The organism is Bradyrhizobium monzae, assembly GCF_021458635.1.
Classification (GTDB): domain Bacteria; phylum Pseudomonadota; class Alphaproteobacteria; order Rhizobiales; family Xanthobacteraceae; genus Bradyrhizobium.
Genome location: NZ_JAIRDQ010000003.1, coordinates 587,472 through 612,534, shown reverse-complemented (window position 1 = coordinate 612,534; position 25,063 = coordinate 587,472). Strand labels below are relative to the sequence as shown.

General features: G+C 57.1%; 18 protein-coding genes. 6 read left to right on the top strand and 12 right to left on the bottom strand.

Annotated elements, in window-relative coordinates; translation table 11 throughout:
* The first annotated feature begins 19 nt into the window (after positions 1-19).
* Positions 20-1,093, top strand: coding sequence for a glycosyltransferase family 4 protein (locus K3F49_RS16380; RefSeq protein ID WP_234681966.1), 1,074 nt, complete (start codon positions 20-22; stop codon positions 1,091-1,093).
* Here K3F49_RS16380 and K3F49_RS16375 read toward each other — a convergent pair.
* The 8 genes from K3F49_RS16375 to K3F49_RS16340 all read right to left on the bottom strand — a co-directional run bounded on the left by K3F49_RS16375 (position 1,090) and on the right by K3F49_RS16340 (position 13,338).
* Positions 1,090-2,235, bottom strand: coding sequence for an acyltransferase family protein (locus K3F49_RS16375; protein ID WP_234681965.1), 1,146 nt, complete (start codon positions 2,233-2,235; stop codon positions 1,090-1,092). The two genes, K3F49_RS16380 and K3F49_RS16375, sit on opposite strands and share 4 nt — an antisense overlap.
* Before the next feature lie 48 nt (positions 2,236-2,283).
* Positions 2,284-3,120 (bottom strand): glycosyltransferase family 2 protein, encoded by an 837-nt coding sequence (locus K3F49_RS16370; RefSeq protein WP_234681964.1) that lies wholly within the window; start codon positions 3,118-3,120, stop codon positions 2,284-2,286.
* A 321-nt stretch (positions 3,121-3,441) separates the two neighbouring features.
* Entirely contained in the window at positions 3,442-4,596 is a 1,155-nt protein-coding gene (locus tag K3F49_RS16365; RefSeq protein WP_234681963.1) for a glycosyltransferase family 4 protein, read from the bottom strand.
* A gap of 36 nt (positions 4,597-4,632) precedes the next feature.
* Positions 4,633-6,045 carry a glycoside hydrolase 5 family protein gene (locus tag K3F49_RS16360; RefSeq protein WP_234681962.1) on the bottom strand — a complete coding sequence of 471 codons (1,413 nt, stop codon included), beginning with the start codon at positions 6,043-6,045 and terminating at the stop codon, positions 4,633-4,635.
* 22 nt (positions 6,046-6,067) lie between these two features.
* Complete coding sequence (locus tag K3F49_RS16355; protein WP_234681961.1) at positions 6,068-7,294, bottom strand: glycosyltransferase; 1,227 nt, start codon at positions 7,292-7,294, stop codon at positions 6,068-6,070.
* Between the two features lie 232 nt (positions 7,295-7,526).
* Positions 7,527-8,681 (bottom strand): polysaccharide biosynthesis/export family protein, encoded by a 1,155-nt coding sequence (locus tag K3F49_RS16350; RefSeq protein WP_234681960.1) that lies wholly within the window; start codon positions 8,679-8,681, stop codon positions 7,527-7,529.
* Positions 8,682-8,842: 161 nt separating this feature from the next.
* Positions 8,843-9,979 carry a glycosyltransferase gene (locus K3F49_RS16345; protein WP_234681959.1) on the bottom strand — a complete coding sequence of 379 codons (1,137 nt, stop codon included), beginning with the start codon at positions 9,977-9,979 and terminating at the stop codon, positions 8,843-8,845.
* A gap of 341 nt (positions 9,980-10,320) precedes the next feature.
* Positions 10,321-13,338 carry a hypothetical protein gene (locus K3F49_RS16340; protein ID WP_234681958.1) on the bottom strand — a complete coding sequence of 1,006 codons (3,018 nt, stop codon included), beginning with the start codon at positions 13,336-13,338 and terminating at the stop codon, positions 10,321-10,323.
* 839 nt (positions 13,339-14,177) lie between these two features.
* Here K3F49_RS16340 and K3F49_RS16335 point away from each other — a divergent pair.
* A complete protein-coding gene (locus K3F49_RS16335) occupies positions 14,178-14,651 on the top strand; it encodes a serine O-acetyltransferase (RefSeq protein ID WP_234681957.1) in 474 nt (157 codons plus the stop codon).
* 25 nt (positions 14,652-14,676) lie between these two features.
* Here K3F49_RS16335 and epsC read toward each other — a convergent pair whose 3' ends face one another.
* The 4 genes from epsC to K3F49_RS16315 all read right to left on the bottom strand — a co-directional run bounded on the left by epsC (position 14,677) and on the right by K3F49_RS16315 (position 19,175).
* The gene (gene epsC / locus K3F49_RS39190) at positions 14,677-15,273 is read right to left on the bottom strand and encodes a serine O-acetyltransferase EpsC (protein ID WP_276575385.1); all 597 of its coding nucleotides are present in this window, start codon (positions 15,271-15,273) and stop codon (positions 14,677-14,679) included.
* Between the two features lie 81 nt (positions 15,274-15,354).
* A complete protein-coding gene (locus K3F49_RS16325) occupies positions 15,355-16,647 on the bottom strand; it encodes a lipopolysaccharide biosynthesis protein (RefSeq protein WP_234681956.1) in 1,293 nt (430 codons plus the stop codon).
* A gap of 99 nt (positions 16,648-16,746) precedes the next feature.
* A complete protein-coding gene (locus K3F49_RS16320) occupies positions 16,747-17,856 on the bottom strand; it encodes an acyltransferase family protein (RefSeq protein WP_452101104.1) in 1,110 nt (369 codons plus the stop codon).
* Entirely contained in the window at positions 17,856-19,175 is a 1,320-nt protein-coding gene (locus K3F49_RS16315) for a hypothetical protein (protein ID WP_234681955.1), read from the bottom strand. Before K3F49_RS16315 ends, K3F49_RS16320 begins: the two co-directional genes overlap by 1 nt.
* Here K3F49_RS16315 and K3F49_RS16310 point away from each other — a divergent pair.
* The 4 genes from K3F49_RS16310 to K3F49_RS16295 all read left to right on the top strand — a co-directional run bounded on the left by K3F49_RS16310 (position 19,174) and on the right by K3F49_RS16295 (position 25,063).
* Positions 19,174-20,673: an O-antigen ligase family protein gene (locus K3F49_RS16310; RefSeq protein ID WP_234681954.1), complete on the top strand. Its 1,500-nt coding sequence runs from the start codon at positions 19,174-19,176 to the stop codon at positions 20,671-20,673. The two genes, K3F49_RS16315 and K3F49_RS16310, sit on opposite strands and share 2 nt — an antisense overlap.
* 865 nt (positions 20,674-21,538) lie before the next feature.
* Positions 21,539-22,159 (top strand): transglutaminase-like cysteine peptidase, encoded by a 621-nt coding sequence (locus K3F49_RS16305; protein WP_234681953.1) that lies wholly within the window; start codon positions 21,539-21,541, stop codon positions 22,157-22,159.
* A gap of 144 nt (positions 22,160-22,303) precedes the next feature.
* Positions 22,304-22,840 (top strand): hypothetical protein, encoded by a 537-nt coding sequence (locus K3F49_RS16300; protein WP_234681952.1) that lies wholly within the window; start codon positions 22,304-22,306, stop codon positions 22,838-22,840.
* 9 nt (positions 22,841-22,849) lie between these two features.
* On the top strand, positions 22,850-25,063 hold the full coding sequence (locus K3F49_RS16295; RefSeq protein ID WP_234681951.1) for an AAA family ATPase: 2,214 nt from the start codon (positions 22,850-22,852) through the stop codon (positions 25,061-25,063).

The following is a 25,063-nucleotide window of genomic DNA, read 5'->3' as shown; positions in this document are numbered from 1 at the left end:
CTGTCAAGCCGCAAGAAACATGCCTGATGTTTTTATAAACGGTCGATTTCTCTCGCAGCCCGTCAGCGGCGTTCAGAGATTTGCCGCGGAGATCGTCAAGGCGATCGACCAGCTGATTGATCGGAAGCAGCTGCCTGAACGGCTCGGCAGCGCGAATTGGACCCTCCTCGTGCCTTCGAATGCCGAGGACCGTCTCTCGCTGAAACATATCCGCATCGCGAAGATCGGAAAGCGGACGGGGCACGCTTGGGACCAGATCGATCTCGCCATGGCCGCGCGAAGCGGCACTCTCCTCAGTCTCGCCAATTCCGGGCCCGTGCTCCATCGCCGGCACCATATCGTCCTGCACGATGCGCAGGTCTTTCGGCATCCCGAGTTCTTCAGCCGCAGCTATGGTCAGTTTCACCGTTGTCTCGGGCGGCTCTACGCCAGGACCGCTCGCATCGTGACGGTGTCGCATTTTTCTCAACGCGAGCTCTCCGACGTCCTGAAGATTCCGGTCGAAGACATTTCCGTTTGCTCAAACAGCGCCGAGCATCTGGCCGGGATTCCGGCCGACGATGAGATATTGCACAGGCTCAACCTGGTGCCGGGGCGATATTTTCTGGCTATCGGCTCCAACAAGCGAAACAAGAATGTCGAACTTGTAACCCGAGCGATAAAATCGCTCCCCCGGGATTACCTGTTGGTGATCGTGGGCGCAGCCAACGAGCGGGTCTTCGGCCGCAGTGATATAATGCCTGACGATCGGGTGATCCCCACCGGACACATTTCCGACGCCTCCATGGCGGCTTTGTATCGCCATGCAACCGCGCTGATCTTTCCGAGCCTGTACGAAGGGTTTGGCGTGCCTCCGCTGGAGGCCATGGTGTTTGGATGTCCCGTCATCGTGTCGGACATCGCGGTGCTACGCGAGGTATGCGGAGATGCCGCGGAGTATTGCAGTCCCACGGATTCGGAACATCTGGCTCGATTGATGCGAGAGCGGATCGAAAAGGGAGCTCCGTCCGAAGCCGAGCTTGCCGGTCAGTTGAGCCGGAGATCGCGGTACACTTGGATCTCGTCCGCGCAGGCGTTGCTCAGTTCCATCTAGTCCGATGAGGACGTTCTGGCATGTTGCGGTTCTACAATATCAGGAGCCGGTCCTTGAAAGCCTGAGGCGGCCGCTGTCGCCCGGGCAGGCAGGAACAACCTCTGCATCCACGAAGCCTTCATCAGAGGGGCTTCTATCAGATGATGGAAAACGATCGCGATCACCTGACAGATCACGATAATGACCACAAAATACAGGGCGCGTGGCGCTGCTACCGCCGTGTTGAGCTTGACCGCGAGCTTCACAAGCAGCGAGATCAGCGGATAGTGAATGAGATAGAGAGCGTATGAGGCAGCCCCCGCCTCCTCCAGCGGAACAATTCTCCGGTTCAGGAACGGCATTGAACATGCGCCGTGGATAATTCCTGCTGCGCCCAGTCCAAACAGCAGGAGTTCTCCGTTTGGAGGGATCTGCTTCGATATGCCGAAGTAGAATGTGACCGCGAAAACGATCAACCCGGCGAAGAGAAAATAGGGGCCAGCAGCAGAGTATCCACGTATGTAGAGCCATGCGATGCCGACACCACACAGAAATAGTACGTGATTGTTGTTGAAGATGAAGTCGATCAGCCAGCCCTTGTCGTCGAACAGAGCGAGAGGGAGGCCGATGAAGCCCCAGGCAACCAGAAGCCAGAACCCGATTCTGCGATTCCAGAGAAAGCAGACGAACATGGCGTAGAAGAGAATTTCATGGCGAAGCGTCCATTCCGTAGCCAGGATCACCTCTTCCTGCGCCGGCAAAATCAGCAGCGACAAGGCGACGTCGGCGTTGCTCGGTACCCGTGTTGCGAATCCGAAAAGCGACAGGATGATCAAAGGAACGAGCACGATCCAAAGTGATGGATAGATGCGACGAAATCGCTTCGCCGCAAATCGGGCGACGATGCTGCCGTCACCCTCGGAATCGCGATGATGCGCCAGGTAAATGACGAAGCCACTCAGGACAAAAAACAGCTGAACGCCCGAATGGCCGGCCTTGAAAAATGGAAGCGTGCTGGCGCCGAAGTATTTCGGCAACATCATGGTGACTTCGCAGTGATAGGCGACGACGAGCAGCGCTGCGATGGCCCGGATCCAGTTCAGCTGTAGTAATTGTCCGTGTCGCCGCACCGGGGTTTCTTCTTTCGGAAGTTCGGACGTCATGAAAGATCGCTCTGCCGGTCACGTCTCGGCGTGACCGCTGCCAAACACTTAGTTCCCAGCTTTGCGTCTAGCGATCTTGTCCACGCCCGGTGGCCGGAACAGCGGAACCGTAAACCGCGACCTGAATAGAAACAGGCTATGAATGTGCGTCCTACCGGCAAATGTAAGGGGACCGGCCGCGCTCGACCGTTGGTGATCATGGACCAACTTGGCACCCGGCATCCCCTTGACCTTGTATCCCGCGCGCCAAAGACGGGCGCAGAGATCGACGTCCTCCATGTAGAGGAAATACCTCTCGTCCATTCCGCGGATGAGTTCGAACGCTGAGCGCCGGACGACGAAGCCGGTTCCCATGACCCATTCTGCATCGAATGGCTCGCCGGTCTCCCAAGCGCCCTTCATCAGATGCTTCTCGGCCCGCTGGGGCACCATCGCTCCGATCCAATCCACGCGTCGGGCGAGGACGTCGAACACCGAGTAGAAGCGGCGAGCCGAATACTGACGACTTCCGTCGGGATTGACGAGGTCCATCCCGACCAGGGCGACTCCGGGACCTCGCTCCATCAAATCCACGACGGACGCGGCGCTGTTGAATTCAAAATAGGTGTCTGGATTGAGGATAAGAAGATAGTCGGCAGTCGTCTTCGCCACACCTAGATTAACGCCGGCTCCAAACCCGCCGTTATGATCGGCGACAATTGTTCGAATGTCGGGTAGAGCCTTGCGAAACTCCTCGACCGAGTTGTCTCCGGAACAGTTGTCGACAATCAACACGCTCTCCCGATCCACCACGCGATGTTCCAGCATCGACCTTATGCAGCGAATGGTTAGTTTGGGGGTTCTGAAGTTGACGATGATCGCCTGGAGCTTACTCGGGCAGCTCATTGAGCGAAATTCCTGCAGAGTGGGAACTGTAGTAAATCATGTGTCCATGCGGGATGGCATGGCGCGGCGAGGCTCATCGAGGTGACGCTCCGGCTGGCTTGAGGATCGTTCATCAACTCTCTGTCTCTTAGCTTTAACGGGCCACGGCTCATATCACAATTCCTCGGAGCCCCCTGTACCAAATGCCATCGTGGAGAGTCTCTTTTAGTGTCACTCTCTGCACGAATTTGATGCATGTCGTTTTCGTACCATCGTTCTTCGGTTCGTCGCGCGTCCGTCATCTCGGCCGCATCGAGCAAATTCGCGAGATGCTGGATATGTTCACGGCTTCTCGGCTTGGCCAGATTTGTTGGGAAATGCATCGAGCGGAATCGAGATCGACAGCGCTCCAAGAAACCGGATGGCCGCTTCCCGCGAGTTCGCATAGAGCCGCTGGGCGTGCGCAACGCACGATGAGGAAACTCCGCTTCGATCCGCTTTGCATTGGTCGACGATGCGGCCCACCAGGGCGCAGTCATTGTCGGAGGTAAAGGAGAGGAGTTGGTCCGCCGACCGAATTCTTTCCGGAATACAACCGGTGCTCGACGCCACAACCTCGCAGCCGTTGCTGTAGGACTCCAGCAAAACCAGAGGGTCGGCTTCGTCGAGCAGGCGTGAAGGAAGAACGAAGATATCGACGGCTCGGTAGAAATCGGCCTTTTGATCGCCGTAGACCGGCCCCAGATACACGGCCCTGTCGGAGGTACGTGCACAAAATGCGAGTATCTCTTCCTTGAGAGAAGCATCACGAACCGGGCCGGCCAACAGCAAGCGGAAATCGGATCGAACCCGCATCATGCGCTCCGCGAGGTCCATCAGATAAACAATTCCTTTCTCGCGGGTGATAACGCTCAAATGGCCTAACGTGATGGGCCCGGAGCGCTGGGGCATATGATCTACGGGATCATAAAACAAGAAGGAGTTGGGCAGGACCAGACTTCGAGATCGTTGATGCTCGTTCAGGTAGAGTTTTGCATATCGTTCTCTCATTCCGTCCGAGAGGAAAATATGGCGCTGGTATCTTCCGCCGATTTGCGCCAGCAGCTTTGCGGAAAGCGCCGGCGCCTGATTGATTGCCCGGAAGGAATGGTGATGCACGAAGTGGTCGAGATGACGAATGCGGAGCGTTGCTAGCAGAATTAAGAATGTCCAGACCCCACCCTGGCCGGGAGGTGAGGTATAGATGTCGTCTTTGCGGCGGGCGACAAAGAGCATGACCAGAGGCAACAAAAGCGCTCCGGCGAGTTTCTCCGATCTGGTTCCACCCAGCGGCAAGCACGTCGGAGAGCGATAGCTGCGCAGGAAGTCCAGCAATACGGTGTTGTAGAGGGATTGCCCATGTATGGGGGGCGGCATCGGTCCGATGAACCACAATCGGGGGGCGCCATGGTTCTTCTTGCGGAGCTCGGAAAGGAGCCTCTTACAGTACAACAGCATCGGAACTCATGATATTTCAAGACCCAGTCGCGCGGCTCACTTGTGCCCTTGAGCGGGAAGTTCTCCCGTATCCAAGGTCACGCTTATTTGAGAACTCTGATCAAACTCGTAGATTGCGGGTTGCGCTCCCACGCTCGCACGCTGGCTTGTCGGTATTGTGTCGCCACACATCATGCGGGCGTGCAATGCCGTATCGTCGAACTTGTAGTTGGCATGTCTGAAGGGACCTGACGTCCAAAGTACGACTGTTTGTCTGCCGGCTGAGACAGCGCGTAGCACAAAGACGTCCGGAAACGGCTCGCGCAATTCCAGCAACTTGGCCGACCTCACCAAGTCTATGGCCTGGCGCATGAAGCAGACAGCGGGCTTCGGCTTATCGTCAAATGTGAAGAGGCCAAAGTTGTTTTCGCGCTCCACCGGATCCGGCCCAACATTTTTCAGCTCATGCATCCATGCCCCTCTGAGCCATGGCAACGTAGCGCTCTCCAAAATGAAATGAGCGAAATTGTAAGCAGAAACATCCAGGGGCATGCCGCAATTACCTTGGGATGTCGGCCAACCAAACTCGGTGACATAAATGGGGGTCTCTTGACCGTTTCTAATCGACCGCAAGGCTCCCTGCAGCCTCTCCAGGCGCACGATCATTTCTTTGGCAGTCCGATCGGATGCCAATCTCGCGCATTGATTGTAGAGATGAACGGATAAGCCATCGGCATGATCGAGCGCGCCATAGCGCGTGATCGCTTGTGCCCAGGCCCAGTCAGCGTCGTCGCCGACGGCACCTACGATCACGACGGCATGAGGATTGGCGTTCTTAATCGTATCCACCGCCGTTCTCGCAATGCGTGCATAGTGAATCGCGGCTCGCGGATCGCTCGCATCGCCGGCGCTCTGCAAGCGCGGCATACGAGGTCCGGTGCCGATGTACATATTCCATTCGTTCCAGATTTCGTAGATCGGATCGTACTTTTTGGTCGTCGCAACGACTGCTTCAAGATAGCGATCGAAGTATTGCAGTCCCTCTTCGGACATCGGCGGCACTCCGCCCGAAACCTGGCTGTTGGCGCCTCCCAGATTGAGGAGTGGCTTGAACCTTGCTTGGGGAAGAAAGCTCATCAGTCGCTCGGAGTAGACGAGGGACGGAGCTCCTGACCTGAAATCGAAGGATTGCCAGGGTAGGTAATCGCGAAACGAGACCGCGCCGATGTCGCTAAGCTGCTTAATTCCCTGGTCGACCGAGGTGTAGCCGAGTATCCGCCGCAGCCCATAGTGGATATTCGCGCCAAAGATAATCTGTCGTGGGGCCGTTGCCGGTGCGTCTCGATGGGGAAAAACAATCGTTTTCGTCTCTGCCGTCGCGGGGTGGACGAAGAGGCTCGCAAGGACCACGGCAGATACAGCTGCGAGTATGAGCTTTGTCGCACGGGTGATATGGATCGGAAATGTCATTTTCAGATGCCCTTCCTCCGCGTCAGTGGACCGGTAGACCTTCAAAATTCATTATCCGATCCATGAAGGCGACATAGCGCCTGCCAATGAAATCCTGATCAAATTCGTTGGCACGGCCCGCGGCATTTTGTTGAAACCTGCCGAGGCGCGCTCGGTCCATGACCAACTCCTGCATGGCGTTGCGCCATGCGGTGACATCCCCTGGTGCCACAAGCAGGCCCGTCTCATCGTGCTGAACCAATTCGGGGATGCCTCCGACTTCGCTGCCAATCACGGGGACACCCATGCCTAGTGCCTGGATGACGACACCCGGGGAGTTCTCGAGCCAGATGGACGGGATACAGAGGACGTCGCTCGCTGCTATGCGATTGATCGCCTCCTGGAGCGGCACGTGTCCGGTGAACTCGATGCGCGGGTGATGACCGTATTTCTGCCGCAGGGCCTCTTCCTCAGCGCCGCCGCCAACGATGGTTAGAGAAAGATCCAGATCTTGGTTCATCATATCCGCGGCCTGGATGAGCAGGTCGACGCCCTTGGCTGCGTGAAGGCGGCCGACGTATATGAAGCGCACCTTCGCCGAAGGATTTCTCACGACGGTTGGCGCCGGATACTTGTTGGCGTTCAGGATATGGGCGGTTGGATAGGCGTCGAGTGCCTGGAAGCGGGCGTTGCGTTCTAGATTTGCACGCGATGGTGCGCAAAACCCAATGCGCCGAACCGAGCGGAAGTCGTTGCGTTTTGAGGCCGCCGATAGTTTGCAGGGCCAACATTGACGTTCGCACGTCTTTCCATCGCGAAACATGGTCAGGCGTACGCAAGACAGAGCAAGGTCGGGCATGACGTACATGACTGGAATGTCGCGCTTGCCGAGCTCGCTAAGCACATTATGGCCTATCCCTGTCAGATAGTGGACGTTGCAGAAGTCGGGTCTAAATTCCTCGATAACCTTCGAGACCCTTGTTCGGTTGCGTGGATCGAGATGGTCCTGCAGATGCCAGACAGGTTTGAGGTATTTTTGGTGAACCGCGCCTTGCGCGAATATGGGGTATGGACGCGGCATGTAGACGCTCCATACCTTCATCCCGTCGACGATCTCGCCAAACTTCTCCTCTTCCGGGGATTTCGCGGCCATAAGCACGCCGACTTCGTTATTTTGCCGCAGCAGCCACGAGGCGAGGTTGAAAGCAGAAATTTCAGCACCGCCAAGGACATTCGGCGGAAACATGGCCGAGACGACCAAAACACGCATACGTTCAAGCTCCAAATGACCAGCGGATCTGGTTCGTTTAGCCGCCGACACGGCGCCTTTTTGTGACGCGCGTAGGCATCCTGCAGTATCCAGGCCAAGTTCCCGGCTTTACCGCCAAGCCAAAATGAAATGTGGGCAGTCCAGCTGCCCACAACTCATAGGATATTTGAGGAAGGTGCAGCGCTGAAAGATTGCAGCGCTGCGTGAGGGTACGATCCAGTGTGAACGGGCGTTACCGGCTCAGTGTCTGGATGTTCACAGCCGTGTCCGTTCCGGCGATCATCAGACTGAAGAATTTGAGCAACTCGGTGCTCGGAGATTCCGATACGACAATCGCGTCGTGGTCCCGGATCTGGAAGGAGTCGGCAAAGAACATCCCGTCCGGCTTGCTCCAATCGAAATTGTACACGGTCGGGACGAGATCGCCCCTGAAACGCTCGACATCGATGCCCGCCGACTTCAGGAGATTTCTGGGTTCAAGCCGCAAGACATAGACCGACGGCGAGTTTGCCCGGGCTCCGTCCAAGCCACCCGCCTTTGCGATGGCCTCCGAAAGCGTCATCGTGTCGTTTTCAAACGTGAACCTGCGGTTGTTCGTGCCGCCGATGGAGCCAGGTGAGGGCGTCGACCCGAAGACCATGAAGATTCGAGGCTCCCGCGACAGATAGACGACGTCTCCGGGCGCAAGGAAGGCATCTTCCTCCGGATGCCGGACGATCGAGCTCATCGTCTCGATATAGGTTCGGGCTCCACGCTTGATTCTGACCTTCGTTTCCCACGAAGGATATTTTGGGCCGCCTGCGCGCGCGATTGCTCCCAGGACACGAATGCCGCCGGGATCGATCGGGAAACGCAGCGGTGCGTTGGCTTCGCCAAGGACGCTGACTTGATTTCCGCGCTGTTCGACAACTGAAACCACGGCTTGCGGATCAATGGCGCGGTTCTTGATACGCTCTCGCACGACGTCGGCAACTGCACGGGCCGTGAGGCCAGCAACCTTTATCGAGCCAGCATATGGAACCGTGATGTTACCGGACTGATCAACCTGCTGGCGAGGAACCTCGACGAAATTACCCGGCCGTACGCTGGCTTCTCGGGGAATGAAGAGGCCGCCGGATTGAGCTTCGAAGATAGTCACGGCGACGATATCGCCCACACCGATGGTGATATCCTTGTAGTCACCACCCGCTAACCTGCCGAACGAGCCACCACTGCGGTCGCTGATGGAATTTGCCCACTTCATGATTCCGGGGTCTACCGCCAGAACGGCGTACGGAAGCGGTGGGCTTGGTGCCACCGTCAGCGCTGCATTGGAAACGATCGCGGCGCTATTCGGCGCATCTTGCGGCGTGAATCCACCACAACCCGCAAGGCAGAAGGCGATCACGAGCGCTGAGGATACTCTTAACAATGACTGTAACAAAGCGCTTCCTATTCTCAATTCTCGCCTAAGTACCTTTTAGCAGGTGCGAGATTTTGGACCAACGCTTGGCATGCCGGCCAAGAAGATTCGGCCGGCCTTGTTGCATTTGAGCCACGTAGCCCTGGTCAGAGCGCCAATTTTGACAATTGCTTCGAAGTTAATCTTAATGCGCTAGCATAAACCTTGAGCAACTGCTCGTGCGTTCGGCTGACGCTGAACACGGAAATGAAGCGCTCATAGCCCGCCTCCCCAAGCGCCGGCAGGTCAATTCGTGCAGCTTCCTTCAATCCCATAACGAGAGCTTGCGGGCCAACTGGATCGCAAATCAAGCCAGTTACACCGTTTTCGACGATTTCCGGCAGAGCCCCAGCTCGAAATGCCAAAATCGGCTTGCGCGCCCGCATCGCTTCGAGCGCGACAAAGCCGAAGGCCTCCCAGCGCGACGGGATGACGACGATATCCGCGAGGTTGAGCTGCGTCTCGATGCTCGTGCGCGGAAGCCAGCCGAGCAACGTGACGTTTGAAGGCAGGGCGTGGTCACCTTCCTCACTGACGACTGCGGAACCAATCATTCGAACGTCGATAGTGCTATCGAGCTGCTGAGCAGCCTCAATGAGGAAGTCATAGCCTTTCTGCCGATCAAGGCGCCCAATAAACAGGACCTTTAGCTTCTGTGTGCTCCAGTTAGGGGCAGCTGGGTCGGAACTTAGGCGCTCATTGCGCATGCCGCTCAGAACGAAGTTGAGTTTCTCCTCCGGAATGCCGGCGTCGCGGGCTGCGGAGTATTCGTTCATCGAGATGCAGATAACTCGGTCTGTGACCTTGGCCAGCAGCCATTCTGTCAGCTTGGAGACGTAGTTGCTCAACCGCGACGTGTCGCGAGAGAATGCCCAGCCGTGAGCACAATAGACCACCGCGGGCCTATTCCGAACGAACATCAACATTGTGCGCACGATTATACCAGCCAACGTGGAGTGAACGTGCACAATATCCGGTCGGGCAATTCGTACTTGTTGTATCGTCTCCAGACCCAGCCTCAGCAGGCTGGCCAGGTTGCGACCTGAGCGGTCGAACGCGACAATGTTCGCATCTGAAATTCCGATCAGATCGTCCCTGTGGTCCGACGGAACAAGATAGTGCACGTTCTCCTGACCGAAGGTCTGGCATTGAAGGACGTGCAGTTCATTGAAATAGGTTGCGATTCCGCCGCGAACCGTCTCGGCAATATGGACTATTCTTAGCCCCGAGAAATCATGCGTCATTCGAAAAGTGGCTTGATCGAGACATACTAATCCACATAACACTCAGATTCCAACCATATTCCGCATTTGCGTTCCCAAGCAAGGCGGGAGCGCGAACCTCTTGTTGGTACGTCTAACTAAGATTGAAATTTGTGGCAATTCATGGCCACGACTAACGTCGTTGGTCTGTTTTTCTTGCTTCGGGCGGAATCCTCGCAGAGCCGACATGACAAGGTGCCGCGTCTCGCTGCAGGCACCGTCCATGTTTTACCGCGCAATGCGGATAGACCACAGCGCCTTGGCGCGGGATGCTGGAAAATGCACGGTTCAAGAGCGCAGAAGAAGCCTGCGCTCTCTTCAGGCTACACGAACAGGAAGTTGGCGTGTGTAAGCTGAGCCGCATTGACGTGTGCGAGCAGGATCGATCCAGCGTCACCCAGATGGACCACTGCGTCGGCTCCAGCCTGGGAGACACTCATATGGCTGTAGTCGGCGACGAGCGACTGAGAGATCTTGATGACATCGTGATCAACGGCCGTCCCCGCATGAAAGTTCTGGATCCGGTCGTTGCCTCGGTCAAACACAAAGCTGGTTGAACCGGCCGACGCAAAGGTGTCGTTTCCGCTCCCGCCGCGAAGCGTTACGTTGGCGGCGTTTGCCGTTTCGACATGCGTACCGTCGGTTTTGAGCAGGTCCGTCTTTTGCAGCGCGCCCGATGCTGCGTAGTTCTTGTCTTGGACGCCGGTCGTCAGGAAAGTGAAGACGTCCCGGACTCCAGAGGTTTGTGTAACGACTTTCGATCCCATGACGCCTTTAGCGTCGTAATACGTCGCGGTTGTGGTGCCGTCCGAGCCCGTCCCAAGCGTGTAGTCGAGGGTGCCATCAGCATGCGTGCGCGCAGCCGACATAAGCTTCCCGGCGGCGTCAGCGTGCTGGACGATATTGACCCATGATTGGCCGACGACGCCGTAGGCGTAGTTATCCTGGCTGTGATCTGCATTCAGGATGTACATTTTCGTCTTCACGCCATCCACGAACAGCGACGTCGACGTCGACCCGTCGGCGCCAAACACCAGCTCACTGGCAAGCGCGCCCTTCGAATCGTAATTGTCGGTAACGGTCGTGCCGCCAAGCATCGTGGCCTTTTCGGCGTAACTGCCATCCGCGTGGAAGCGCTCGAATAGCGTAAGATTGCCCGAGGCGTCGAAGTGGCTGTGCTCGGACGCGTAGGGCTTCTGCTGGATATTGAGCGCGTAGATGTCCTTTGTTCCGTCGGTATGGGTGGTGGCCTGCGCGACCTTTACGCCCTTCGCGTCGAAATTTGTCGACGTGACCTTGCCATCCGAGCCGTGCGTCTCGGTGTAGTCCAGCGTCCCGTCGGCGTGGCTGCGGACGACCGAGATGACTGCGCCGCTGGCATTCACGTGCAGGACTTCCGAGGTATAGCTCTGCCCCTTGATGTTGTAGAAGGAATTGTCGTTGCTTTGATCGGCGTTGGTGACGAACGCCGCTGCCTTGACGCTATTCGTGTAAAGGGTCGAGCTTGAGGAGCCGTCTGCGTTGGTCTTGGTCTCGGAAACGAGCGCGCCCGAAGAATTGAAGTGATCATCGACCGTGCTGCCATCGGCGCTGATGTACTTCTTTTCGACGACGCCCCCGGATGCGTTCGTGGATGTCACCAGCGTGACATAGGATTTCCCGGTGATTTCGTAGACGGTAACGTCTTTGGATCCGTCGGTATGGGTGACCGTGGTCTGCGTCTTGATGCCGTTGGCGAAGTTCGAGGCGGCGGTTGTGCCATCGGCGTAAGTGACCAGATCGTACGCGGCGACGCCGTTCTGGTAGGCGGTCTGGTCGGTCGAGGTGAGCTTGCCGGTCGAGTCGTAGTTCTCGGTGAGGCTCCAGGTGGACGTCGAGGTTGTCACGGCGAACGAATATCCGCCCTTGATCGTCGAAAGCACACCGGCGTAGTGCGAGATCATGTAGTCCATCGTCGCTTTCGACGACACCGTCAGCACATGCGTGTCGGTCAACGTGATGGATTTGACGGTTCCAGCCGCATTGAGGTCCGACAGATCGGCCACGACCGCCGCCGAGGTGGCGACGACAGCGGTTTCGCCGGCCGGCGTGGTTGCCGATGCTGTCGGAGCGTCGATCTCGATGATGAGCGGGTGGTCGCTGACAGGAAGCGTGAAGTCCTGGACGTTGGTATAAACCGCGATCGGCTTGCTCGTATTCAACGGGTCGTAAATCGTGACGGTCTTGTGCACGCTGCCGAGGTGCACCTTGGCCTGCGTCGCCGGATTGGAGATCTCGGTATCCTTTGCGTCGTTCCAAAGCTGGGGTTCGGCCCAGACGACCAGCTCATACGCGCCGTTGCTCTTGGCGAGGACCATGCTGTTGCCGCTCGTCGGTAGATTGTTGATCGTGTAGGCGAGCGGCGTCGCCGGCGTCCGGCCGCCGCTCCCGTCGTCAGAGAGAATGGTCGTGAGATTGTGAACCGCCGCTGCGGCCAGTTTCGGGGTGCCGTCGGCGTTGAACAGACCGAAGTGTCCTTCCGGGTCGGAATTGCTGCCGTGGTCGAGCAGCTCGTAGAGGTAGGTCTTGCTGACGCCGTCCTTGAACGCGTCGACCAGAGAATTCAGGATCGACTTGGCTTGCACGAGCTGGTCAACGCCGAGGCCGGAGTAGCTCGCAAGCGTGGTGTAGCCCGTCTCGGTGATGACGGAGGGATTGCCCGGCGAGCTGCTTGCGGCAACGTCGACGCCATATTGAATGCCGTAATTCTCCGGCGTCGACGTTGCGACATACGCGTGGGACGTCGAATAGTCGGAGTATTTCGAGAGGTCACCGAGCTTTGCATAAGCCGCAGAGTCGTTCAGGCCCAGGGTAAGATTATAAACAGAGACGCCGCCGAGATGCCCGTCGGCCTTGATCGCGGTGTAGAGATCCTTTTGAAACTGCGCAGCCGCCGCCATCGACGAACTGCCCTTGTAGCTGAACGCCTGGATGTTCGCTTCGTTGAGCCCCTCGATTGCCACGATACTATTGGGGTATTTCGCGACGAAGCTGTCGAGCGACGCCATGAATTGCGCGAGCCCTGCTGTGCTGGATGCCGGCAGATCGGACGAGACCACAAAGTCGAACTTCACGCCGGCAGCGGCCAGCGCGTTGACCACAGGAGTGGCGTTCGGATCCGTCGGCAGCGCGTCACGGATCGTGGTGACGCCGAGATAATGCAGGTCGTCGAGGATCAGGCTCGAGTCGCCGTAAGAAGCGTAGGCAGAGGAACTCGAATAGGCCGTGTGAGCGTTGACGCCGATCGAAGCGACAAAGGCCTGAGCCGAATGGACGGTGGAGGATGTGCTGGACGTTGCCATCGCGACTTACTTCCAAGCTTGAGAGTTTCCCCAATCTCTCTCACACGACTTGGAATTTTTCGTGCTCGAAGTACCTCAAATTTGCGTCGTCGCGTGTCCGAGTGCGGAACTCTTGTCGCTGGTCTCGGAACCGGTGCGTAGTTTCCGCGCGATGATTGCCTCTGTTGTAATCAGCCTCCTGGTCAGCGCGAGACGAATGACTCTGAATTTGCGCGACACGTGTTCGATGATGGACGTCGTTAGCTTGTCGCGAATCATGCCGCGGAGATTGTCGTCGGACGAACAAGCGCGATTACTAACGAGTCGTTTAGCCTGTTTTGTCAGGTACCCGGGCGCACGAGGCCCTCATGTGGCCGTCTTGTTATGAGGACGTTCGATGGAACCGGCGCTGCCAAACGGCGCCATATCAAGCTTGGTAATTTCGGAGGATGAGCCTCGGACCGGAGCTCAATATCGAATGACGTTGCGAGGCGCACTGCAAACCGGCGGGGCGGAACGACCGGGCGCGGCAGCGCTGTGTGTGTCGATATCGTTGAAGCCTAGCCGCCGCGATTGGCGGGTTTGGGTGGCCAGGCGGTCCCTGCCTGCTTTCCGCGCATTCGAACAACCCACACGGGCCAGCTGACATGGTGAGAGCGGGACCAGCCGCGGAATGGTTACGAAGTGCGCTACAAACATGGCAAACGACAGTGTTACAAGGAACTCGTGACTGATCGCGCGGCATCGCTTAGGAACTCGTACACTAGGCGCGATTGATCGACCGAAGGAAGAGGTTGCGGATGAGTACTTGGAGGCGAGATCTCTCGCGAAACGCTGGGCGCGAGGGTTGGCTGGGGGGCGTGATCGCAATCGTCACATCGCCGGGTTTTTGCGTCGTCATGCGCGCGCGGCTCGCGATTTGGCTGAATCGCGGCGGCAAGATGGCTAGAATTTTGTCACGACTTGTTTGGCGAGGTACGATCACGTCATATGGGTGTTACATTGCCGTCACGGCCCGGCTCGGTTCCGGACTGTGTTTACCGCATCCGATCGGTGTCGTCATAGGTGAGGGGAGCGTGATCGGGAACGACGTGACGATCTATCAGGGCGTTACGCTTGGCCGAACTTCGCAAGACGTTGCGGCATATCCCACGATCGAAGACGGAGCAGTGATCTACACCGGCGCAACGGTGCTGGGTGGAATCAGGGTTGGACGTAACGCCGTCATTGCGGCACATTCAGTCGTTCTGGTCGATGTTCCCGATCATGCCTGCGTGGCAGGAGCTCCCGCTCGGATCGTCGGAGAAGGCAAATCAAGAGCCAAGGCCGGCTGAGACGCTCGTCGCGCGTCTGGCAATCCTAAGCGACCTGGGATTTTGCGTCCTGCAATTCGTCGTTGGTGCTGATCGGATCGTCGGCGCGCCGCAGTATTTTGGCCGGAGCGCCGATCGCTACGGAATTCGGCGGGACGTCCTTCAGTACGACGGAATTGGCGCCGACGATTGCGCCGCTACCGATCGTGATGTCTCCAACGACGACGCAGCCCGCCATCAAAGAGGCTCCATCACCGATCCGAGGACGTCCTCGATCGGAGTGGTCCTTTCGGCCGATGGTGATGTGTTGCAGTAATGTGACGCGCTTTCCGATGTCGCTCGCCCCTACGACAATTCCGTATGGATGGGGGACGTAGAGTCCTCCATCCACGTCGGCAGCCAACGCTATCTCTGATCCGAAGAAAAGGCATGAGGCCCACCAGGCTATGCGACGCAGGAGTCTGCCGACGAGTGGTATCCGAAACAGTGCTTCCTGGATGCGTAAAGACAGCACGAACTGAAATCCGGGAGTTAACAGGAACATGCGTGCGACGAAGGCGAGGCTGACGCCGGTGTGTTCTCGCAGCGCGTAGTGCGCAAGATCCTCCCGGATCTTGTCGATAATCTTCGTCGTTCGGGTCATAAAGAGTCGCTCCGCGATGCGGCACTGGCTGCCGGCAAGCTTAAGGTCTTTCTTTTGCAGCGCAAGGCCGTTTGGTCGACGTTAGGCATCGCCTCCAGGTAGGGGTGACGCAGTGGGCCGAAGGAGGCCCGCGAGCAGCCAGACCCGCAACAGCAAGAGAATGATCGCGGTGGTAAAAGCCGCCACGCCTGCGCCGGAGAGGCCGTAGAATGCGACGCCAACACAGGTCATGCCGGTCGAAAGGAAGACCCCGATTATGTTGATGGCGGCATATGACGTATCTTTTTGCGTGCTCAGCATTGCGACATTTCCAAGATCGGAACACGCACGCAGCACGGACGCGGCAAGAAGCAGCAGGAAGAGCCCGTGATGCTCACTCAGGCCCTGCATCGACATATAGCGCAGGGCGACTTCGCTCGCCGCGAAAATCACGAGTGCCATTCCGACCGAAATCGAGATCACTTTGTAGAATTCGACCGTGATGGCATTTTTCCAGGCGGAGCGATCTTCGCTCGGGAAGGCTTTCACCAGAGTGGGCAGCGCAGTTTGAACGACGGCGGTCGAAACCAGCGTCTGCAATGAATTGCTGAGCGACCAGAAGAAGGTGTAGATACCGGTTGCCGACAGCCCAAGAAAAATTCCAACGATATATCGGTCGAGATACATCAATCCCACGAGGCTGACGTCGCTGATATAGATATGCCAGGATCGTCGCAGCCGGTTGAGGATCCAATCGAAGTCAATTTGCCGGCTGAGTATCCTGCCCAAATCCCATCGCCGCGACATGACGCCGAGCAGGACGAGCGCCAGCACGTTGGCGACGATCCATGCCGACAACAGCGCTTCCATTGAGCGGAGTTGCGGGAAGGCCAGGCCGAGACCAACGATAAAGGGGACCCAAGCGGCGGAGCGTATGAAGACGAGAATGTTCGCTTCCAGGGCTTTGCCCAGGCCGATCAGCGGCAGGTGCAGGTCGAGCGCGATTGTTTCGAACCAGGCAAGGATCGCGATCAACACGAAGAGGGCGGCGCTCGTTCGCTGGGAAAAATAGGAGAACAGGATCATCGCCACTGTCGCCAATGTCAGCGAGACGATTGTGATGAACAGGCGATTTCGAATCCGCAAGGCTGCCTCGGACGGAGACAGGCCGACGACCTCGCGGGCGACGAAATAGTTCAGCCCCCAGCCGATCAGCGCCGGCGTAATGCCCGTGACGCCAACCGTGAGCCCGTAGACGCCCGCCGCGTCGTAACCGAGATATTTGATGATGTAGAAGGAAAGTAAGAAACGGAGCGCCAACGTCGCGGATCGAATGAGGACATTCGTTAGGGCAATCAATTTCCGGGGAATGCGCATTGTCAGAACCGTCATCATCCGCGATGACGAAGGCCAAGCATATCGTGCAAGCCCTGTCAAAGGTGAGGGGGCGGCGAACGTTGCAGAAGTGACGCCGCCAGCACTTCGTTCGCGTAGCTAGTCATTCCGCGCTTCGGCGAGGGATCTTCGTTTCGAATCTCCAAGGAATGTCGCGATGGCATGCCTCATTCGAACTTCGATCAACTCGTACGTAATGGTCGACGCCACGAACGAGAGGGGCAAGCCGACTATCACGAACATCGGCCAGACGGCCCACGGTGAATAGCCATGCGCGACCAGTTTGCTCCCGATCACTTGGAGCGGATAGAGCGCAAAAGGGTGAACAAGATAGAGGCTGTAGCTGATCTTGCCAGCAAATTGCGGCGCAGCCTTCGACAATAACTGCGCGATAGTCGAGTCTGGATTCAGCACGGTCGAAAACAGGAAGAACGCAGGGATCAGTCCTGCGAACGGATGTACATACTCCAGCAGCGCATACATCAGCGCGAGGCAGGCGACGCTGAATATCAGCCCAGGAAAGCCCTGTGCCCTGATGCGCAGCTCAACCGCGCCGAGAACGAGGCCAATCAGGAAGTAGGCGGCGATGGGAAAATAGAACATGGCAACGCAGCCCGCGACGACCACGAGCGCCGTGGCTGGTCGCGAGCGCGGCGCGAAATAGAACGCAACCGCAAACCAGATATAGAAGGCCCACTCATAGGTGAGAGTCCAGGCATTCTGCTGGCCAAGAGGAAGATTGAGGATGTCGGGAAGAAACAGCAGGTTGGCGAAGAAAATCTTCAGATAGTTCAGTGCGTCGATGTCCTTGAAGAATTTGTATCCGACCAAAGGGCCAATGGCGAAAAGGATGAGGTGGAAGGTAACGAATACCGGAAGAATGCGCAGGCATCGATCGTAGAAGAACTTCGAGATCAACTTGTGCCGAACCAGGCTCGCCGGAATGAGGTAGCCGCTGATCATGAAGAACACCTCGACCCCACGGCCGAAGGTTCCCACGGTCGCGTCCAGCCACGAGGGCACGGCTGGAAGGAAGCCGGCCAGCATTGGCATGTCATAGAGGTGGACGAGCAATACACTCAAAGCTGCGAGACCTCGCAAACCTTGAATTGAGGGCTCGAATTGCTTCGTGTGGGCGCGACGGGCTCCCTCGCGAGATGTGGTGTTGATGGGATCTATCCGCTCGTTGGGCAATCTGGGGAGCCTCATCACCCGCTCGCTACTCTTAGAATAGGCTGCCGTCCGATGGCATTGGATTCGGCACTAAAGGTGCGTGACCTCAATTTCGCGCCAAATACTTCGCTGAATCCCATGGTGATGACCAAGAGGCCGCTGGCAGGTCCGTAGCCCAGAACCGTAATGGTGTAGAAGTTCATGACGAAGACCACGGTGAGCTTGTAGATGTCCCGTGTTCTCGCCACGGCCAGTATGACGAAGAGCATGAAAAGCGCGAAGATCGGACCGAACATCAGGTACGTACCGATATAGAAATTATCCACGGGCACGTAGTAGCTAACCTTGTTTGAAAACAGCTGCTGAGGGTAGTTGAAGCATCCCAATCCGCAGCCCGTGAAATAGCCGAGTGGCATCAGATCGTTCATGTATACGAAGGGCAGCTGCCAGCTATTATTGATGCGATCCTGCAAGCTGTAGAGGCCCTTTGCGATCCGGGCCATGTTCGTGCCACTGAGCGTCAGCATGAGCACTGCGGGAATCAGGATGCAGGTGAACGACCACAGCGTAATCGAGCGAAGTGCGGAAAACCGGTGTCTTTCGTTGAATGCACGGACGAATAGCAGGGCGGCGATATAGATCGCCAATACGCCGAGCGCAGTCTTATTCGTCGAGAGATGGATCGCATAAAAGGCGGGTGCCGCCCAAAGCAGGCACCATAGTGCGCTCTTTCGAACCGAGGTGAAGACGTAGGTGATCAAGACGAAATATGCCGCCATGGTGCTATCAGCGGCAAACCCGGAGACCCGGCTTTCGCCTCCGGTCCACCAAAGCCGCGCGGCAGTTCGTGTGGCGCCGAAAGACTCATATGAGAAGGCCACCCACGGCAGGCGCGTGTGGGCGGACCACATGATGCCAATGATGGAGGCGAACAGGAGAAAGTAGATGAACTTCAGGAGAAATTTTTGATCCTTGAAATCGCGGCCGCAAAAGCAGAATCCAACAAAGGCCGGAGCAATCATCTTGATGGACGAAGCCAGTCCCTTGACTTCGCCGAGGAAGACGTAGCCCAGGAACAGAGCAAACAGCACATATAAGAGGAATAGAATCGCAAGAACGTTCGTTCTCTTGAAAGCGTACCGGTAGATGAAGGCGCCAATGCAGGCGAATGCGAAGATGTCCGGGACGAACCAAAGCGGGTCGAGATGAGTAAGGCTGGCGTAATACCGAACCACGCCAGCGAAGGCGTCGCGCCCAAAATAAAGAATGACTGCGAGACCTTCCAGGGTTGGAAGCGTCCAGATCGCAGGCGTCGTTTTTTGGTCTTCGGAATGCGTCTTCGGTTGATCCATCATGAAGGCTTTCGTTAAATACTTCGTGTCTTCAACGACGGATGTGTCTGGGGCACAGGCTCGCACATGGTGTGTCGATTTTGTTCATTCTGCGCGGCAAGCCCAACCGAATGATGGCCGATTGCCTGGCCTCCAAATAGAAACTGTTGCTGTGCATCGGATATCTCAGTTTATCGCATTTTTTGTGATCTTGGCGGCGCCTCTGCCATTCGGCTCTGTCGATCTGGTCTGGGTCTGGATCTGGACTGCGCTCCTGGTCGTCAGCCTCGCGACCGCCGAACTGTCGCGCGTGTGTTACACAGATCTCTGGGTTTTGGGTTCGGTGGCGGTCATTCTGCTATTCACTTGCACATTGGCGGTATTTCAAATCTGGCCCGGTGTCAGTCTTGAACTCGCCAGTCCGGCATGGGAGGTGGCCCGGAAACTTGCCGGGCTGACGCTGCCGGATCGCCTTTCTGTAACAGCTTCAGTTCCGTGGGTGGCGTTCGGCCCTTGTTTGCTCTTTGCCCTGGCGTTTGCGCGAGCCTATTTGATTGCAACAGACGAAGAAGCTGCAAGATCGCTGCTGAAGGCGACTGCATATGCTGGTTTCGCCTATGCTGTCTATGGCATCGCTGCTCAGCTTTTTGTTCCTACGAAGCTCTTATGGCGGACCAAGGAATACTATCTCGCGTTCGCCACTGGAACGTTCGTTAATCGAAATACAGCAGCGGCCTTTTGGGGCTGCTGCGCGGTTTTGTTCCTGGGGCAATTGTTGGCATTGTCGTCCCACACGTGGTTTGCCCAGCGCGGCCCTCGGCGGGTTCAACGCTCCTTTGTCGATCATCCCATAGCTCTTTGCGCAGGCCTCCTTGCATGTCTCACGGCCGTTGGCATGACAGGGTCTCGCGCCGGCGTTCTTCTCACGCTCCTCGGCCTTGCCTTCCTGGCCAATTTGCAACTGATGCAATATCGAGACCAGTTGAAGCGCTACTGGCTGGTCGCTGGAATGGTGGCTTTGGCCGCTATCGTTGTTTTTTTTGTGATCGGCGGAATGGCGAGCAGTCGCGTCGGCATGTTCGGGATGGGGGACCCGCGACGGCTTGAGGTCTATCGCACAACGCTGGAGATGTTGACGGGCCACGAGCTATTCGGTTGGGGGCTTGGCAATTTCGAGAGTGCATTTCCTGCATTCCGGACGGCAGATCTTGGAAGTCAGGGAATCTGGGACAAGGCCCACAGTACTCCGCTTGAGATGTTGGTCTCCGCGGGCATTCCTTTAACGGTTCTCGTGTGTGGTCTCGCAGTGTTTTTCTTCGGAAGAATGAGCCTGGGCAGTTTTGCGAGGCGACGTGACAATTATATGCCAGCCACGGGGGCTGCGGTCTTTCTGCTCGGGGCACTGCATTCATGCGTTGATTTTTCGGTGCAAGTAACGGGTTTTGCAGTGTTATTTGCCGCAATTGTGGGATGTGGCCTGGCGCAATCAATATCCACTCTGGAGCGCCCGCCTCGGCACTAGGCAATTTACATTTTCTTAAAGCTATTCACCCCTTTGGGTTACATTTTCTTAAAGCTATTCACCCCTTTGGGGAAATCGCTTATACAAATGCGACTTCTACACGTAAAAAATTCGGAAAGAGATTGCCAAAATGAAGGTTAGAGTATGGCTGGTTTTGGTTCCCTTTTTGGTTGAGCCGTCGATATCTCGTGCGGCGACTGCGGTCGACGTTGCTTGCGCTCCCCTTGCCGGCGGGATTACAGCCGAGCGGGCGACGCAATTTCTCGACGACCCATCCGCTTTGCTGAGTGGCTTCCCGGAAGGTGACGAGGGTAAGCTTTCCTCAACCATCAGGGACTTCGCGACCATGCGCCCCGAAACGTTGGAGGGTATCAGGTCGCTATCTAGCGCCAGCTCCCCCAGTCAGAATCGCGCGATCGGGGCTGGGCTTGGGACGGCCGCATCGACCTGCGTCGTGTCGCATCCATCGACTGCAACATTGATCCAGGAAGCGGTTCTTAAATCCGAGAACAGTGAGCTCATTCAGTCCTTCGAAAGCATCACTGGAGATGTTCCGACCAACGTCGTTGCGGGGTCTGACCCCAACGGCGAATCTGTCCAGGGAGGCGGCCGCGGGTCAACGCCAAGTCAGGCGGGTGGCGCCGTAAGTACTTCAACTACCGCCGATTTTTCGACCGCATCGGTGCCGGGCACGACGACTTTCTTCACCGCCGCGTCGAGCACGTCCGCCAATCCCCTCGCTCCGATTAGCCCCACCAACTGAGGGGCTGTATTTCGTTTAGATGCAATTTTACGAAATTGCGCAATCAGGTTGAGAAGTTTCGGCTCTACATTCAATCCATCGAATTTATCGTTGGAGGTGGTGATGAAACGGCATCTGATCGCGGCTTGGCTCGTCGTTGGGCTCTCAATGCCGTGCTACGCGGCTGAGCAGGCGAAGGCGCCTTCGGCTTCATTCCTGAAGGAAGCGCAGAACGTCCTGGCTCCGCTCTCGTTCGTAAAATTCTGCATGAACAGCCCTGCAGAGTGCGAGCAGAGCTCGTCGGAGGCCCGATTGCCGGAGCGCGATACGGCCTTCTCGATGTTGACTGAAGTCAATGCGACGGTGAACCAGAGCATACACCCGCTGGCCAAATCGACGGATCCGCTGCGGTCCCATTGGGCGATTTCGCCGACGTCGGGAGATTGCAACGACTACGCCGTGACCAAACGGCATATGCTCATTGCCAAGGGCTGGCCCGCCAGTGCCTTGCGTTTGGCGGTCGTCTATGCACCGGCCGGAGGTCATCTGGTGCTCGTCGCGCGCCTGCAGGACGGCGACTACATCTTGGACAATCTTGCCTCGGACGTTCAGAGGTGGGGCGGACTTGACTATCAGTGGGTGTCGATGGAGTCGGGTGAAAATCCCCGCGTCTGGGTGTCCATTGCCAAGCAGGATCGTCGCGATTTTGCCGGACTTGGCAGTGTGAAAGACGGCTCAAACTAGGCAAGATACAAATCTTTTTGCAACGCACAAAGACTTGCCGTATTTGTCTGCTACCGAACCAACGTTCTCGGACAGACATCTACGGTGACATCAGTTGACTTCTCGGAGCTGTCGATCCCGGCTCACTTCAGGTGAGCTCTCATAATGGCACGTTTTGTGCCTGCCCTTCTGTTCTTGTTCGCTGTGATCGGTCTTTCGCCGGCCACGGCGGCTGGTTGCTTGCCGCTTCTCCTGCGAACTCCGTCGTTGGAGCTTCGCTTGTTTGCCGATGATCCGGAACATTTGTTGAAATACGCCAAGAATGATCGATCCAAAATCGAGCAGAAGGTGACCGAATATCTGGCGAGTAACCCAGATCTTCTGCCCGCGATCAAAAAGCTGGTGCAACTCGCTCCTGCGACAAACCGTGCCGCGATTGGTCGTGGAATGGCCCGCGCCGCGCAGCATTGCGGTCCTGTCGATCCCAAAGCGGTCCAAAGCATCATCGACTTCACGCGAGGCTTGCAAGACTCATCCGTGAGCGCAGGCTATGCTTCGGTTGATTCTGAATCGACGCCCCAGATTCCCGTCCAGAGCGCTCCGGTAAATCGGCCCAATTCGTTGTTCAACGGCGAGTGGAACATGGACGTCGCCGATCCGTTCGCTCCCGTTCCGCTCCCCCTTGAGCTTCCACCACAATAAAAGTGAAACATGTATCAGCCTCGCAGCAACTTTGAGCCTGGCCAGCCTTTGACGTTCCCGTTCAATACGGCTGTGCTGACGTTCGAGCGAGCAATAGATATTGTCCGTCGGCAGTGGCCCTTGATCGCCACGGTCGTCGGCTGTTTTCTTGCCTTGGTCTTGGCATACGCGCTGACGGCCACCCCTTATTACACGGCCTCGGTCAGCATCCTGGTGGATACGCGCCAGGCGCAACTTCTGAGCAAGTCAACGGACGCCAATAGCACTCTGATCGATCCTGGCTTCGTGGAGAGCCAGGTTGAGCTTCTTTCGTCCGACGACATGATCCGATCGGTTGTCGATTCGATGAATCTTACGAGCGATCCGGAGTACGTTGAAGGCGATCTGGTCTCTCACATCATCGGCGCAGTCGTGAGTGTGCTGGGGGTCGCCGAGCCCGAGTCCAAGGATTTCGTCAAGCGGATGGTCGTCGCCGCCCTGAAGAAGAATCTGAAGGTGGAGAGGGTCGGCGTTACCTACGTTCTCACGCTGTCATTCAAGTCCACGGAGCCGGAAAAAGCGGCGCGTATCGCCAACGCTTTGGCTGACCAGTATATGGTTGGCGTTCTGGAGGCGAAATACCAGTCGACGAAACGGGCGAGCGAGTGGTTGCAGCGCCGAAGCGCGGAACTTCAGCAGCAGGCCATGGATGCCGACCGCGCGGTTCAGACCTTCAAGACCGAGAACAATATCGTCGGGACGAGCAAGGGGCTCATGAGTGAGCAGCAATTGTCCGACGTCAACACTCAGCTGATTCAGGCCCGGGCCGCGACTGCCGAGGCCAAGGCGCGTCTCGACCGCATCAATTCGATCACCGACCAGGATCTCGCCCAGCCCACCGTCACTGATGCGCTGAACAATACCGTCATCACGCGCCTGCGGGCCCAGTATCTTGATCTTTCGGCCCAATATGCTGACTGGTCCAACAAGTACGGGAAGGATCACCAGGCATCGATCAACCTGGCTTCGAAAATGCAAGAGCTGCGGCGGGCGATCAAGGATGAGGTCAGGCGGATTGCCGATGCCTACAAGAGCGACTACGAGATTGCGCGAAGCCGGGAGAGTTCTCTCGACGGCGATCTCAACAAGCTCATAGGTGCATCCGGCAGCGCGAGCCAAGCCCAAGTGAAGCTGCGCAATCTCGAAAGTGCCGCCGATACTTATCGAACTTTGTACAATAACTTCCTCCAGCAACTTCAGGAAGCCACGCAGAACCAGAGCTTCCCGATCAGCGAAGCGCGGATCATCAGCACGGCGCAAAAGCCGGATAAGAAGAGCTGGCCGAGGATCGGTCTGCTCCTGCTCGGTGGCCTCGTTGGTGGGTTGTGTTTCGGCGTAGGTGGTGCAGTAGCCAAGGAATTGCTGACTGAAGTGCTCCGAACGCCCATGGAGGTGGAAGGTGAAACCGCGCTCCAGTGTCTGGGTACGCTCCCCGAGATCAAGTCGGATGGGCTGGACGGTTCTGCCTCAGATGCGGGGGGGGCATCGCTCGCACGATATGCTCTCGAACACCCGTTCTCGCGCTTCGCCGAGACGCTTCGGAATGTGAAAACGGCAGTGGATCTGGCTCGTCTATCGAGAGAGATGAATGTCATCGCCATTGTCTCGTCGCTTCCAAAGGAAGGCAAGACGACCGTCGCTGCCAATCTGGCCCAATTGGCGTCGCTCACGGGACATCGGACCCTGTTGATTGACGGTGACCTGCACACGCAGGCCTTGACGCGCAAGCTTGCTCCTGCAGCCAAGACCGGATTGGTCGAGGCCCTCGCGGAGCCAAACCAGTTCGAGCGGCATGTTCAGGTCGATCGCCATTCGAAGCTCAATTTCTTGCCCTCGGTCGTGCAGACCAGATTGGTCAATTCTGCCGATCTGCTTGCTTCTGCTGCGATGGCGGAGTTCCTCAAGGCCGCCCGGAAGCAATATGACTATATCTTCGTGGATCTGGCCCCCGTGCTGCCGGTGACGGATGCTAAGGCGGCAGGGCATTTGGTCGACGCCATCGTGTATGTCGTAGAATGGGGCAAGACACGCCGGGCGGCGGTGCACGAGTCGCTTACGGAGCTGGACGTTTTCAAGAACAAGATCGTTGGAATCGTTCTCAATAGAGCCAATCCAAAAACGTTGAAGCGGATTGAGTCTTACAAGGGGCGACATTACTCCGACTACTACATCGAGCAGAGCTGA